Annotated in this window: 11 protein-coding genes; 5 read left to right on the top strand and 6 right to left on the bottom strand. The window is 60.5% G+C overall.

Going from position 1 to position 13,384, the window contains the following annotated elements; all coding sequences use genetic code 11:
• Positions 1–22: 22 nt before the first annotated feature.
• From rsgA to QMG79_RS13450, 3 genes are read right to left on the bottom strand one after another with little or no spacing between them, the layout of a single operon-like run.
• Positions 23–1,138 (bottom strand): ribosome small subunit-dependent GTPase A, encoded by a 1,116-nt coding sequence (gene rsgA / locus QMG79_RS13440; protein ID WP_283539090.1) that lies wholly within the window; start codon positions 1,136–1,138, stop codon positions 23–25.
• On the bottom strand, positions 1,122–2,498 hold the full coding sequence (gene aroA / locus QMG79_RS13445) for a 3-phosphoshikimate 1-carboxyvinyltransferase (protein WP_283539091.1): 1,377 nt from the start codon (positions 2,496–2,498) through the stop codon (positions 1,122–1,124). The genes rsgA and aroA overlap by 17 nt, the downstream gene beginning before the upstream one ends.
• Before the next feature lie 6 nt (positions 2,499–2,504).
• The gene (locus QMG79_RS13450) at positions 2,505–3,053 is read right to left on the bottom strand and encodes a DoxX family protein (protein ID WP_283539092.1); all 549 of its coding nucleotides are present in this window, start codon (positions 3,051–3,053) and stop codon (positions 2,505–2,507) included.
• A 325-nt stretch (positions 3,054–3,378) separates the two neighbouring features.
• Here QMG79_RS13450 and QMG79_RS13455 point away from each other — a divergent pair, with 325 nt between their 5' ends.
• Both QMG79_RS13455 and rsrA read left to right on the top strand, forming a co-directional pair.
• Complete coding sequence (locus tag QMG79_RS13455) at positions 3,379–4,158, top strand: sigma-70 family RNA polymerase sigma factor (RefSeq protein ID WP_502934740.1); 780 nt, start codon at positions 3,379–3,381, stop codon at positions 4,156–4,158.
• Positions 4,155–4,415 (top strand): mycothiol system anti-sigma-R factor, encoded by a 261-nt coding sequence (gene rsrA, locus QMG79_RS13460; RefSeq protein ID WP_283539093.1) that lies wholly within the window; start codon positions 4,155–4,157, stop codon positions 4,413–4,415. Before QMG79_RS13455 ends, rsrA begins: the two co-directional genes overlap by 4 nt.
• Positions 4,416–4,536: 121 nt before the next feature.
• Here the strand turns inward: rsrA and QMG79_RS16640 are convergent, their stop codons facing one another.
• The 3 genes from QMG79_RS16640 to QMG79_RS13470 form a co-directional block, all read right to left on the bottom strand.
• Positions 4,537–4,611 carry a 50S ribosomal protein bL37 gene (locus QMG79_RS16640; protein ID WP_369299106.1) on the bottom strand — a complete coding sequence of 25 codons (75 nt, stop codon included), beginning with the start codon at positions 4,609–4,611 and terminating at the stop codon, positions 4,537–4,539.
• Positions 4,612–4,715: 104 nt separating this feature from the next.
• On the bottom strand, positions 4,716–5,315 hold the full coding sequence (locus tag QMG79_RS13465; protein WP_283539094.1) for a GDSL-type esterase/lipase family protein: 600 nt from the start codon (positions 5,313–5,315) through the stop codon (positions 4,716–4,718).
• A gap of 199 nt (positions 5,316–5,514) precedes the next feature.
• Entirely contained in the window at positions 5,515–9,336 is a 3,822-nt protein-coding gene (locus QMG79_RS13470) for a multifunctional oxoglutarate decarboxylase/oxoglutarate dehydrogenase thiamine pyrophosphate-binding subunit/dihydrolipoyllysine-residue succinyltransferase subunit (protein ID WP_283539095.1), read from the bottom strand.
• Between the two features lie 533 nt (positions 9,337–9,869).
• Between QMG79_RS13470 and QMG79_RS13475 the strand changes: the two genes are divergently transcribed.
• From QMG79_RS13475 to QMG79_RS13485, 3 genes are all read left to right on the top strand, one after another.
• Positions 9,870–11,204 (top strand): hemolysin family protein, encoded by a 1,335-nt coding sequence (locus tag QMG79_RS13475; RefSeq protein ID WP_283539096.1) that lies wholly within the window; start codon positions 9,870–9,872, stop codon positions 11,202–11,204.
• Complete coding sequence (locus tag QMG79_RS13480) at positions 11,201–12,271, top strand: hemolysin family protein (RefSeq protein WP_283539098.1); 1,071 nt, start codon at positions 11,201–11,203, stop codon at positions 12,269–12,271. The genes QMG79_RS13475 and QMG79_RS13480 overlap by 4 nt, the downstream gene beginning before the upstream one ends.
• A 125-nt stretch (positions 12,272–12,396) precedes the next feature.
• Positions 12,397–13,377, top strand: a complete 981-nt coding sequence (locus tag QMG79_RS13485; RefSeq protein ID WP_283539099.1) for a metal ABC transporter solute-binding protein, Zn/Mn family — start codon at positions 12,397–12,399, stop codon at positions 13,375–13,377.
• The last annotated feature ends 7 nt before the right edge of the window (positions 13,378–13,384 follow it).

The raw sequence follows: 13,384 nt of genomic DNA on the forward strand, positions 1-13,384 counted from the left end.
TCGTGCCGGAGCCGTCATCTTGTCAGGACATCGAGCCCAACTCTTTCGAGTCCTGGCCCTCCAGTCGGGGATCTGCACCTAGCAGCCGTCGCAGCGAAGAGAGCCGTTCCGGACCCGAAGGGCCCGCTTGGCCCTCGTTGACCCAGCGATCCAGTCCGCAGTCCCTGGCTTCCTTTCGATGCAGGCAACCCTTGGCACAGTAGTCCGTACCAGGTTCCAGATCAGGGAAGGCCCTGAGGATTCGGTCCGGATCCACGTGCGCAAGGCCGAATGATCGGATGCCTGGAGTATCAATAATCCAGCTTCCCGTGGGTGCGGCAGTGATCCGGAGGGCAAGGGCTGAGGATGAAGTGTGGCGCCCACGGCCAGTGACGGCATTGACTCCGCCGGTGGCCCGCTCTGCGCCCGTGAGCGCATTCACCATTGTGGATTTTCCGACTCCGGAGTGCCCGAGCATGACGGTAACTTTCCCGTCCAGGTGTTCCTTCAGAGCCCGGACGGCGTGCCCGTCGAGTTTCGCCGAAAGGCCATCGTCGGAACGCGCGTCCACCCCTGACGCGCCAGAATCGGCAGTCCTGCTGATGATGACAGGGAGATCAAGGTGAATGTAGTTCGCCAGAAGATCCTCTGGATCCTTCACGTCGGCCTTGGTGATCAGCAGAAGAGGCCAGATCCCGGCGTCGTAGGCCGCCACGAGAGCTCGGTCGATGAACCCTGTCCGGGGCTCGGGGTTGGCCGCCGCCACCACAATAACCAGCTGGTCAGCGTTGGCAACCACAACCCGCTCAATGGGATCTGTATCATCGGCACTGCGCCGCAGCAGGGTGGCGCGGTCCTGGATCTTTACGAGGCGTGCCAGGGTGTCTGGTTCACCGCTGACATCGCCCACGAGCGACACAAAATCCCCCGCCACGACGGGGGAGCGACGGAGCTCGCGGGCGCGGGCGGCAATGACTATGCGTTCCGTGCCCGAGTCCTCACCCACGATTGCCGTGTAGCGGCCACGGTCCACGGTGATGATGCGTCCGGTGACTGCATCATCATGGCTGGGCCGGTCCTTGGTTCGCGGGCGTGAGCCTTTCTTGCTTGGTCGGATCCTGACGTCCGACTCGTCCCAGGAGTCAGTGCTGCGAGCCAAAATCTGATCTTTCAGTGCTGGCGGGTTCCTGGGACTGGTCGAGCATGTCATGCCAGAGGTGTGGAAAATCCGGCATGGTCTTGGCGGTGGTAGCGATGTCTTCTACCTCCACGCCGTGCACAGCCAGGCCCAAAATGGCACCCGCCGTCGCCATACGGTGGTCAGCGTAGCTGCGAACAACTCCTGCGTGAAGAGGCCTGGGATGAATGGTCAAGCCGTCTGGGGTCTCCTCAGCGTGACCGCCCAAGCGGTTGATTTCAGTGACCAGCGCGGCCAGCCTGTCGGTCTCATGACCGCGTAGGTGTGCAATTCCGGACAGCGTCGACGGGCTTTCTGCCAGGACGCAGAGGGCCGCGATCGTGGGCGCAAGTTCGGAGGTATCAGCGAAGTGCCCGCCCTTGATGCTGGGCCCGCCGGTAACCGAGAGCGTTCCGTCCTGTAGCTGGACCTCTGCGCCCATGGCACAGAGGATTGTTCGCCATTTGTCGCCTACCTGGGTCGTGTGCTCCGGCCAGTGGGGGACCCGTACAGTTCCGCGTGCCGCTAATGCCGCTGCCAGAAAGGGCCCCGCGTTGGAAAGGTCCTGCTCGATCGCAATGTCAAAAGCGGCGATAGGGCCGGGCGAGACTATCCAGTGATTGGGTACTGAATCATCAACTATGACGCCTACCCCGCGGAGCACCGAAACAGTCATGGCAATGTGATCAAGGCTGGGAACAGGTGCGCCAACGTGTTCGAGGTGCAGACCGTTGCTGAATTTTGCTCCCACAAGAAGCAGTGCCGACACGAACTGCGACGAGGCACTGGCGTCAACGACGAGGTGTCCACCCGGAACCGCCCCTGTGCCCTGCACAGTAAAAGGCAGTGACGCCGCTGTGCCGCCCGTTGGGCTTGTGACAGTGATTCCCAGCCCGGTGAGGGCTTCGATGATGGTTCCCATGGGGCGAAGCCGGGCATGCGGGTCACCATCGAATTCCGTGGCGCCATGCCGCAGCGCTGCCAGTGCTGGCACAAACCGCATAACAGTTCCAGCAAGCCCGCAGTCGACGCTGGCGCGCTGGCCGCCTTCGTCTGCTGCCGCCATGGGCTCGATCAGCAGATCGGGACCAAAGGCGCCGTCGCCCGCAACTTCAGTCACGCGGGCACCCACGTTGCGCAGGGCACGTACCATCAGGGCCGAGTCTCGGGAATGCAGCGGGGCCCGCAGGCGGGACGGTCCATCAGCTAGGGCTGCCAGAACCAGAAACCTGTTGGTCAGGGACTTGGAACCCGGTACCTGGACCGTCGCGTTGATGGGGTGCGCGGCAAATGGGGCCGCCCACGGAGCAGGGGTGGTGGTGTGGGCGGCGGAACCGGTCATGCTCGCTTATGCCCCCACTGCGCGGTCGACAGTGTGGCGAACAGTCTTGTCTGCCTTGCGAAGCTGCTTCTCCGTGGACTTCTTGACATCGCGGCCCAGGTGCGTCGCGGACTTTTTGGCATCCGCGGCAAGGTGCTCCGCACGCCACGCCAGGCTCGGCTTCCCGTCGCGGTCAACAGACGCCAGCAGGATCCCACCGCTGAGGGAAATGTTCTTCAGGAGCTGGTTACGGCGGGCGTTACGGCCCTCTTTTGTGCTGATGTCAGCGCTGCGCCATTCCACGAACGTGTTCAGTGCCGAGACAACCGTCAGGACAGTGGCAGAAAGACGGGCGAACTTGCCCAGTCCGAACAACACGCCTGCACCTATCTGGGTACCACCAATGACGCGGGCTACTACCTTGTCGTTGGTGGCAAAGGGAAGGGAGTCCGCGGCCCTACGAAGCAGGGGGGAGAGCAGGGTGGCCGTGTCGTCAGCATTCTTCAGCTTGTCCACGCCTGCAACGACGAAACTTGAAGCCAGCATGGGGCGGGCGAGAAAACGGGTAAAGGACATCTTGTTCCTCCTGGCTTGTCGAACCACACCTGGTGGCGGGCGATCAGATCCATCCTTGCACTTTTGCGGAATATTTGCCGGAACCCCGCGGTTATGCATAACAGAATCCGAAAGAGGGGGACTGCAGGACGGGTCCTCATCCCACCAGGGATTCTGGAAGAACCTGACATTGAGAACACCACCACTGAGGAGCGGAGCCGGAGCTTTGACACTGTTAAAGGCCACTACCGATACTTCAGGGCCCTTGGGGCTCGGAGCACTGGAATCGTCACGCCGAAGATCCTCAACACGTGAGCGCGGCGTCGTGACAGTAGACTTGAACGCGATGAGCACCATGGATCCGGCCGCAACGGCCATGTACGAAGCTGCCGGAAAAGACGACAGCACCGCCAGCACCGCTGTGGCGACCCCGAAGCCTGCGTCGGCGCTGGAATCGGGTGCGGATGTGGATGTCTCCAGTGAGACCACGCAGGAGCGCCGCCTTCGGTTTGAGCGAGACGCCATGCAGTATATCGATCAGCTGTATTCAGCCGCAATGCGAATGGCCCGGAATCCAGCAGATGCCGAGGATTTGGTCCAAGAGGCCTACACCAAGGCGTTTTCTGCATTCCACCAGTACAAGCCGGGAACCAACCTCAAAGCCTGGCTGTACAGGATCCTGACCAACACCTACATCAATCTCTACCGCAAGCGTCAGCGTGAGCCTCTGCAGTCCAATTCGGACACGATCGAGGACTGGCAGCTGGCGAGGGCCGGGCAACACACGTCGACGGGTCTGCGCTCGGCTGAAGTCGAGGCGCTCGATCATCTTCCCGACTCTGACGTCAAGAGGGCCCTGCAGTCCATTCCGGAGGAGTTCAGGCTTGCGGTCTACTTCGCTGATGTTGAGGGGTTTGCCTACAAGGAGATCTCGGACATCATGAACACTCCCATCGGTACCGTCATGTCCCGACTGCACCGCGGGCGAAAGATGCTGCGGGACATGCTGGCGGACTATGCGGCAGAGCGCGGGTTCAAGGGTGCAGCCGCGGTCCAGGAAGCTGATGCTGGCACAAAGACTCTGGCTACCACGAACGATCCCAAAAAACAGGAGACAGGAAAATGAGCGACTGCCAAGGATTGGGCGACTGCGATGACACGCGGATGCAACGGATCTGGGAGTACCTTGATGGGGCGTTGACGGTCGAGGACCTCGGCGAAATCAAGGAACACCTGGATGCGTGTCCGGAATGCGCTGGACAGTACGACCTGGAATGCGTGATCCGGAATATGGTCAAGAGGTCCTGCACGGAAGCTGCTCCTGCTGGCCTGAAAAATGCGATCTTGGACCGGATCCATGCGGGACGGCCCGTAGAGGCCTAAGCCAGCCAGAAGCGTTTCCGGCCGCCGTGTCTGCCCGGGACCACGAAGAGTTAAAGACAACACCCCGAAACCGTGAGGTTTCGGGGTGTTGTCTTTAAATCTATTACCCAAAGCCTGGGGCTTAGGTGTTGGGGCGCTTACCGTGGTTCGCGCCGCCACGCTTACGGTCACGACGTTTACGTGCACGCTTGCTCATAGTTGGCCTCCTTACTGTCGGTGCTCAAAAAGAGCTGCCCTCAATTCTCCCACATTGGATGATCAGTCGCTAACCGGCATGCCGGTTAGCGACTGATCAGTGAACTACTCGGCGGCTTCGATACCCAACCACTGGAACCAGCCGCGGTGCAGGACCAGCCATGCCATCAGGCCATAGCCTGCCTGTCCTGGAGTGCCGCTGTTTGCAGCCAGGTCCTGACGCCATTGCTCGTGATTTAGGAGCGGGGAAAAAGTATCCACGTACAGGTGTTTGCGGCGTGTGGTGACATCAGCAAAAGCAGTGTTGAGGTCGCCGAGCCGCTTGTTTTGGGCTGGATCCAGGGTTGGCGGTGGCCCCACCACAAAAACCTCAATCCGATTCTGGGTGGCTGAATCAAGGATGTTCGCGAGGTTCAAGCGACTTCTCGCCGTGGAGAGGCCAAACTCAATATCGCGGCCCGAAAGCCCAATGACAAGCCGGTTCTCATGGGTTGGACTGAACCGCCGGCCGGCTTCCGTTAGCCAGCGCTCCGCGAGTCCCTCGGTGCCCTCTGCCGGACACGGCAGCGGGTAGCTTTCAATCGAGAGGTCGTCCTGTGGAGTTCGGGCCAGTACCCGGCCGAGCCAGCCCAAAGCCCGGGGGTCACCCAAACCAGCCAGCAGTTCGTCTCCAACAGCCGCTATCCGCAGCTTCCTGTCTTCCACAAGCGCCTCTTTACTTCGATTGGTCGTGCTGTCCAGCCACGTGCCGGTCTCCGGAAGGGTGGTGGGGGAGTCCCGGTTCTCCGGCAGCCGTGGCTGCCTCTCCTATTAAACGGTACGCGTCTGCATTTAACCGCCAACTGCCCGGACGGTGTCTGGTTCCATGACAACCGGCCGGGCAGCCAGGGGTTTCTTTTCGACGCTACTTGCGCGTGAAAGCCTGCTTGAGGAGGGTGTCCTGTTCAGCAGAGTGCCTCTTCATGGAACCGGCAGCAGTTGACGCTGATGCCGAACGTGAAACCAGGCGCACCTTGCGGTCCAGTGCCTCGGGCAGGTTCAGGCCCATGAAGGGCCATGGTCCTTGGTTCGCTGGCTCGTCCTGAGCCCACACGACTTCAGCGTTCGGGTACTTGGCCAGTTCTGCCGTAATCTCCTCTGCAGGGAGTGGATAGAGCTGTTCGACCCGGACGATTGCCGTACTGGTATCGCCTGTCTTCTGGCGCGTCGAGAGCAGGTCGTAGTACAGCCGCCCCGAAACCAAGAGAACACGATCGACAGAATCCGCTGCGAGTTTTTCATGTTCGCCAATGACCGGACGGAAGGAACCGGTGGTGAAGTCCTCCACGGCCGACGCGGCAGCCTTCAGGCGAAGCAGCTGTTTGGGCGTGAAGATGATCAACGGTTTGCGCGGACGGCTGTACGCCTGGCGTCGGAGCAGGTGGAAGTGGGAAGCCGCCGTCGTGGGGTTGGCCACGATCATGTTCTGCTCGGCGCACATCAGAAGGAAACGTTCAATCCGGGCCGAAGAGTGGTCGGGGCCCTGTCCCTCATAGCCGTGCGGCAGCATGAGGACCAAGGATGAGCGCTGACCCCACTTCTGCTCTGCTGAAGAAATGAATTCATCAATGATGGTCTGCGCACCGTTGACGAAGTCACCGAACTGGGCCTCCCAGAGAACCAGGGCATCGGGGCGTTCCACCGAGTATCCGTATTCGAAGCCCATGGCAGCGTATTCGGACAGCAGGGAATCGTAGATCCACAGCTTCGCCTGATCGGTGGAGAGGTTTTCCAGAGGCAGCCACTCATGGCCGTTTGCGCGATCGTGGAACACTGCGTGACGTTGCACAAAGGTTCCACGGCGTGAGTCCTGTCCGGCCAGCCGAACGGGAACTCCTTCCATGATCAGCGAACCAAATGCGGCAATTTCGCCAAAGCCCCAGTCGATGCCGCCTTCACGGGACATCTGTTCGCGCTTTTCTAGGAGCTGCTTGAGTTTTGTGTGCACGGAGAAGCCCTCGGGGATTTCCATGTGTGCTGTACCGATCCGGGCCAGCATCTCTGACGAGATTGCCGTGGACGACGGCGAGTTGATACCGAAGTCGGCCTGCTGGGCGTTTGGCCGTTCAATATCAGACACTGCAGCAGAGTCGGAGGTAATGATCGGGATGGGCGACGTCTGTGCGGCGTGAGTTTCTGCAAAGACGCGCTCTAGACGTTCCTGGTAGTCACGCAGGAGCTGTTCTGCTTCTTCCTCGGTGATGTCACCTCGCCCAATGAGCGACTCTGTGTACAGCTTCCGAACGGAACGCTTGGCCTCGATGAGGTTGTACATCAGTGGCTGCGTCATCGAGGGATCGTCACCCTCATTGTGCCCGCGACGGCGGTAGCAGACCATGTCGATGACAACATCCTTGTGGAACCGCTGGCGGAACTCGTAGGCGAGCTGTCCAACGCGGACAACAGCCTCTGGGTCGTCACCGTTCACATGGAAGACGGGGGCCTGGATCATTTTGGCAACGTCGGTCGAGTAGGTCGAGGACCTTGAGGAGGACGGTGCGGTGGTGAAACCAACCTGGTTGTTCACCACCACATGGATGGTGCCACCGGTGCGGTAGCCGCGCAGCTGCGAGAGGTTCAGTGTCTCCGCCACAACGCCCTGACCGGCGAATGCGGCATCGCCGTGGACCATGATGGGCAGAACGGGGAAGTCTTCGCCCTGATCCAACCGGTCCTGCTTGGCGCGGACAATACCTTCGAGGACCGAGTCGACAGCTTCCAGGTGTGAGGGGTTTGCCGCCAGGTAGACCTTTGTCTCGTTGCCTGAGTCAGAGGTGAAGGTACCCTCGGTGCCAAGGTGGTATTTCACATCGCCGGAACCTTGGACGGAGCGGGGATCCTGGGTTCCCTCAAATTCGCGGAAGACCTGGGCGTAGGTCTTGCCGGCGATGTTCGTGAGGACGTTCAGGCGGCCACGGTGGGCCATGCCGATTGCGACCTCGTCGAGGCCGTCATCCGCTGCATCGGACATGATGGAATCGAGCAGCGGGATCAGCGACTCGCCGCCTTCAAGGGAGAAGCGCTTCTGGCCGACAAACTTTGTTTGCAAGAAGGTTTCGAAGGCCTCCGCCGCGTTGAGTTTGGAAACAATACGGAGCTGCTCTTCGCGGGTGGGCTTCGAGTAGGGGTGCTCAAGCTGGTCCTGGAACCACTTGCGTTCCTCGGGTTCCTGGATGTGCATGTACTCAATGCCGGTGGTGCGGCAGTAGGCATCGCGGAGAACGCCGAGGATGTCGCGGAATGCGAGCATCGGCTTGCCACCGAAACCACCCGTGGGCCAATCGCGGTCGAGGTCCCACAGGGTAAGGCCGTAGGTGAGGACGTCCAAGTCGGGGTGCTTGCGCTGGACATACTTGAGGGGATCAGTGTCAGCCATCAGGTGACCGCGGACCCTGTAGGAGTGGATCAGCTGCTGGATGCGCGCGACCTTGTTGACCTGGTCAGCTGGATCCACCTGGAGGTCAGGGCTCCACCGGACAGGTTCGTAGGGGATGCGCAGCGACTCGAAGATTTCGTCGTAGAAGTTCTGTGCGCCCAGCAGGAGCTGGTGGACCAACTTGAGGAATTCGCCACTGCCTGCACCCTGAATGACACGGTGGTCATAGGTGGACGTCAGCGTCAGTACTTTACTGATGGCGCTGTGGGCGATGATCTTTTCGCTGGTGCCCTGGAACTCGGCCGGGTAGTCCAGTGCGCCGACGCCAATGATGGCTGCCTGCCCCTTGGAAAGACGGGGAACCGAGTGAACAGTTCCAATGCCGCCCGGGTTGGTCAGGGAGACGGTGGTTCCGGAGTGGTCGTCGGCTGTCAGCTTGCCAGCGCGGGCGCGTTTGATCAGATCTTCGTAGGTGTGCCAGAACTCGGAGAAGTTCAGTGTTTCGGCTTTTTTGATGTTGGGAACCATCAGCAGCCTCGTGCCGTCCGGCTTGGGCATATCAATGGCGATGCCGAAGTTCACGTGCGCGGGCTGGACAGCGACAGGCTTGCCGTCAACTTCGCTGTAGAAGACGTTCATGGACGGGAACTGGGCGAGGGCCCTGATGACCGCGTAGCCGATGAGGTGGGTGAAAGAGACCTTGCCACCGCGTGCCCGTGCCAAGTTCGAGTTGATCACCAAGCGGTTGTCAATCAGCAGTTTCGCCGGGATTGCCCTGACGCTTGTCGCCGTGGGGACTTCAAGGCTGGAGACCATGTTGGAGGCGATGGCCTTTGCCGGCCCACGAAGGACTGAGACAACATCCTCTTCCGGTGCGCTGGGTGCCTTGTTGTTCTTGGGCAACTGCGCCGGAATGGGATGGGCGGCGGTGCCGGGTTCTGATTTTGTTGAGCCGTCCCGAGCTACCGTGGCGGGAGCCTTCTTTGCTGCAGGGGCCGACGGCGGTGAGGCAGGGGTGGCGGGAGCCTTCACCGGCGCTGGGGGTGCTTCAGCCTTGGCGGGCTGCGGAGCTGTTGGTGCCTGTACTTTCTGGGTTACCACAGGGAGCTCACGCGTGGAAGGGCGCGCTTCAGGCGCAGGTGCAGTCCCGTTGGACGAAGAGCCGCTGCCCGAGTCGAAGGACGCGAAGAGCGGCCACCACTTGGAGTCCACTGCGTTCTTGTCCTGCTGGTACTGCTCGTACAGTTCGTCAACGAGCCACTCGTTTCCGCCAAATTCCTCTGGTAGACGGTGGCTTGGCTGCTCTGGCACTTGGAATACGCCTCTTCCATGAGTTTGATTTCTGCTTGGCCGCCGGTGCCGTTGCACATCAGGGCTGCCAATCTCTGCGTCCTCTGAACCCAGACCTTGCCAGTGTAGTAAGCATCGTGCGTTAACCGCCAATGAGGGTGATGGACATCATGGGACGGCGCTGGTCCCCGCGGCGCGAGCTCGTCGGCCGCCCAGAGGTGCTGGGCCCTCCCGAGTACTCGGATGGTCGCCCCCGGCCGCCATCCGGGCGGCTTGTTGCTCCTGTAGAATCAAATCCTTATGGACAGTAATTCCAGGTGCCGGCCTGGGTTCTGGCAACGGGGTTCCCACGCCCCAGCCCACACAGCCCACAAAGCCGGCAAACCCCGACCACGCGCCCATCATCTTCAGCAGTCTGCGGAAGACCAGATCCCCTCGGAGAAATCGCCGGAAAGAACATCGGAGGGCAGATCGCAACGGGAAGCGGTGCCAGGCGACCATCCTCCACCCGCCGCCGCACTCTCACGGCGACCACTGCCGGGCGGTAACAGCTGATGGAGTGGTTCCTCCTGCTTGCCGGCCTGCTCCTCATTGCGGGGACCGGTTTTTTTGTAGCGGTGGAGTTTTCCTTGATTGCCATCGACCAGGCCACTGTCCAACGTGCCATCGACAATGGCGACACGGCTGCGATTCCACTGCTGAAGTGCCTAAAATCGCTCTCCACCCAACTCTCGAGCTGCCAGCTTGGCATCACCATGACCACCCTCCTCACCGGGTATGTCATGGAACCTTCGGTTGGCAAGCTCCTGGCCCCGGTGCTGTTGAATGTGGGGCTTCCCGCAGCGGCCGCAGCGTCCATCTCGCTTGTCCTCGCCATGGCACTGGCAACCCTTCTCTCCATGCTCATGGGTGAGCTGGTTCCGAAAAACATGGCCATTGCCATGTCTTTTCAGATGGGGAAGACCCTGGCGCGACCGCAACTGGTCTTTACCGCCATTTTCAGACCAGCCATCCTGGTACTCAACGGTTTTTCCAACAAGGTTCTGAACGTCTTTGGGCTTGAGGCCAAAGAGGAGATCTCCGGGGCCCGGACACCTGCGGAGCTCTCGTCACTGGTACGTCGGTCTGCGGCCATGGGAACGCTCGACGTCGGCACTGCCAACTTCGTTTCCCGTACCCTGAACTTTTCCAGTCGGACGGCCGCGGATGTGATGACTCCGCGGATCCGCATGGAGTCCATAGACGCCGACCAGCCGGTCTCGGACATCATCGCCGCAGCGAGGCGGACAGGTTACTCACGCTTCCCTGTGATTGGCGATTCATCCGATGACATCCGGGGTGTGGTGCACGTAAAAAAGGCCATAGCTGTCCCTGCGCAGAAACGTGCCGGGCTTGAAGCGGGTGCCATCATGACTGATGTGCTGCGCGTCCCGGAAACCATTCACCTGGACGCCCTGCTGGCAGAACTGCGCGAGGGAAACCTGCAGCTCGCCGTCGTCCTGGATGAATACGGCGGAACTGCAGGAGTCACAACACTTGAGGACCTTGTCGAAGAAATTGTTGGAGAAGTGGCGGATGAACATGACAAGGTCCGCCCCGGACTCCTGCAGAGTGCCTCTGGCGACTGGTATTTCCCGGGCTTGCTGCGCCCTGACGAACTGGGTGAGCAGGTGCCGGGCCTCGTGGTCCCGGACGAGTCAGCCTACGAGACCGTGGGTGGTTACGTCATGAGTGAACTGGGCCGGATCGCTACGGTCGGTGACAGGGTTGATGTGGAAGGCGGCACGCTCAGTGTGACGCGGATGGATGGCAGACGGATCGACAGGATCAGCTTCCACCCCGCCGCCCCGCTGTCCACCGATACCACCAGCGCAGGGACCGCACAGTGAGCGACTGGGCGGGAATTGTCTGGTTGGTTGTGCTGCTCTTGGGCAACGCGTTTTTCGTTGGCGCGGAGTTTGCCGTCATGTCTGCTCGTCGCAGCCAGATCGAACCACTCGCAGAAGCGGGCTCAAAACGGGCGCAGACTACCCTGCGCGCCATGGAGAATGTTTCCCTCATGCTGGCGTGCGCGCAGCTGGGAATCACTGTCTGTTCTTTGCTGATTCTTCAGGTCGCTGAACCGGCTATCCACCACTTGCTCGCGGAGCCCCTTGAGGCTGTTGGCATGCCTGTCGAGATCGCCGACGTTGTTGCTTTCGCGATCGCACTCCTTGCGGTGACGTTCCTGCACGTAACGTTCGGGGAGATGGTGCCGAAGAACATCTCTGTGTCCGTGGCTGACAAGGCGGCACTCCTGCTGGCCCCGCCGTTGATGTTCATTGGACGCCTAGTCAACCCGATCATCGTTGCGCTGAACTGGTCTGCCAACCACATCCTCAAGCTGATGAAAATTGAGCCCAAGGATGAGGTGAGCTCCTCGTTCACCTTGGAAGAGGTGCAGTCAATCGTGCAGGAGTCGACGCGGCACGGCCTGGTTGACGATGACGCGGGACTGATTACGGGTGCTCTGGAATTCTCCGAGCATACTGCGGAGAGCATCATGGTTCCGGTGGACAAGCTCGTGATGCTCAAGGCCTCCACCACCCCTGTGGGGTTGGAAAAGGCCGTGCGGCGGACAGGCTTTTCCAGGTTTCCCATGCTTGATGAAGACGGCCTACTTTCGGGATACCTGCACATCAAGGATGTCCTCTCGATTCCGCAGGAGGCATACCACTATCCTGTCGCGGAGAGCCGTATCCGGTCCCTGGCCAACGTTTCCCTTGATGACGAAATCGAGAAAGCAATGTCCGTGATGCAAAGGTCCGGATCCCACCTTGCCCGTGTCATTGGTCCCGACGGGACTACGCGAGGTGTGCTGTTCCTGGAGGACGTCATTGAGCTCCTGGTCGGTGAAATCAGGGATGCCACCCAGGCAACGGGAATCAGGCGGCTTGGCCAACCCGAACAGGCATGAGCGGGTAAGGACCCCTGGACACTGTCCAAAGGGCGGATTTTCTCATGGTGCATTGATCTAAATAGGAATCATTCCCATTTGGCGATATACTGGAACCCCATTCCCGTCTGATTCGAGGTCTGCTCATGCGTCTTCCCCTTGTTCCGCTATCGACTATCGCAGGGGTGGGACTTCTTCTGTCAGGATGTGCTGCGTCGGCTGATTCCGCAGGCACCACCTCCGATGGGACAGTGCAGGTTGTCACGGCCACGAACGTCTACGGTGACATCGCGAAGGCAATTGGTGGAGCCAACGTGAGCGTCACATCCATCATCACCAAGCCCAGCCAGGATCCGCATTCCTACGAGGCGACTGCCCAGGACAAGCTGGCCATCTCCAAAGCCGGGTTGATCATCGAGAATGGCGGCGGTTACGACGTTTTCCTCGACACCATGGCTGAGGACACGAATGTCGATCCAGACTCGATCGTGAGTGCAGTGGAGGTGTCCGGACTGGAGGAAGGGGACTCCCACGAGGGCGCCAGCGGTTCAGTAGCTGACGATTCTGCCGCGGACACGGAGCACAACCACGATCACGCAGGGTTCAATGAACATGTCTGGTACAACTTTGATGCCATGGGCAAACTTGCCGACGCTGTCGCGTTGAAGCTTGGCGGGCTGAAGCCTGATGCGGCGGCGGACTTTACCGCCAACGCGGCGACCTTCAAGGAAGGCCTCAAGGGGCTCTCAGCTGAACTCACAAACCTCTCGGAGACCTCGGCCGGCACGGCGGTGGCAATCACCGAGCCTGTGCCGCTCTACCTGCTGGAGGCTGCAGGGCTGGAGAACGGGACACCGCAGGACTACAGTTCAGCGATAGAGGAAGGCACGGACGTCTCTCCTGCTGTCCTGAAGGAAACCACTGATCTTGCCAGCTCCGGAGCGCTTGCCTTCCTGGCGTACAACACGCAGACGGAGGGTCCGCAGACCCTTGCCGTCAAGCAGGCCGCAGAACAGGCCGGTGTCCCCGTTATCGACTTCAGCGAAACCCTGCCAGATGGCAAGGACTACCTCGGCTGGATGAGTGAAAATGTCAACAGCGTCAAGACAGTCTTGGAGAACAAATAAGTGCAGC

This window comes from Pseudarthrobacter sp. PS3-L1, assembly GCF_030063285.1.
GTDB lineage: Bacteria > Actinomycetota > Actinomycetes > Actinomycetales > Micrococcaceae > Arthrobacter.

Bases quoted from the DNA above. Each gene is read 5' to 3' on its own strand.
- aroA (WP_283539091.1), bottom strand. From the start codon at position 2,498: ATGACCGGTTCCGCCGCCCACACCACCACCCCTGCTCCGTGGGCGGCC.
- QMG79_RS13450 (WP_283539092.1), bottom strand. From the start codon at position 3,053: ATGTCCTTTACCCGTTTTCTCGCCCGCCCCATGCTGGCTTCAAGTTTC.
- QMG79_RS13455 (WP_502934740.1), top strand. From the start codon at position 3,379: ATGAGCACCATGGATCCGGCCGCAACGGCCATGTACGAAGCTGCCGGA.
- rsrA (WP_283539093.1), top strand. From the start codon at position 4,155: ATGAGCGACTGCCAAGGATTGGGCGACTGCGATGACACGCGGATGCAA.
- QMG79_RS13475 (WP_283539096.1), top strand. From the start codon at position 9,870: ATGGAGTGGTTCCTCCTGCTTGCCGGCCTGCTCCTCATTGCGGGGACC.
- QMG79_RS13485 (WP_283539099.1), top strand. From the start codon at position 12,397: ATGCGTCTTCCCCTTGTTCCGCTATCGACTATCGCAGGGGTGGGACTT.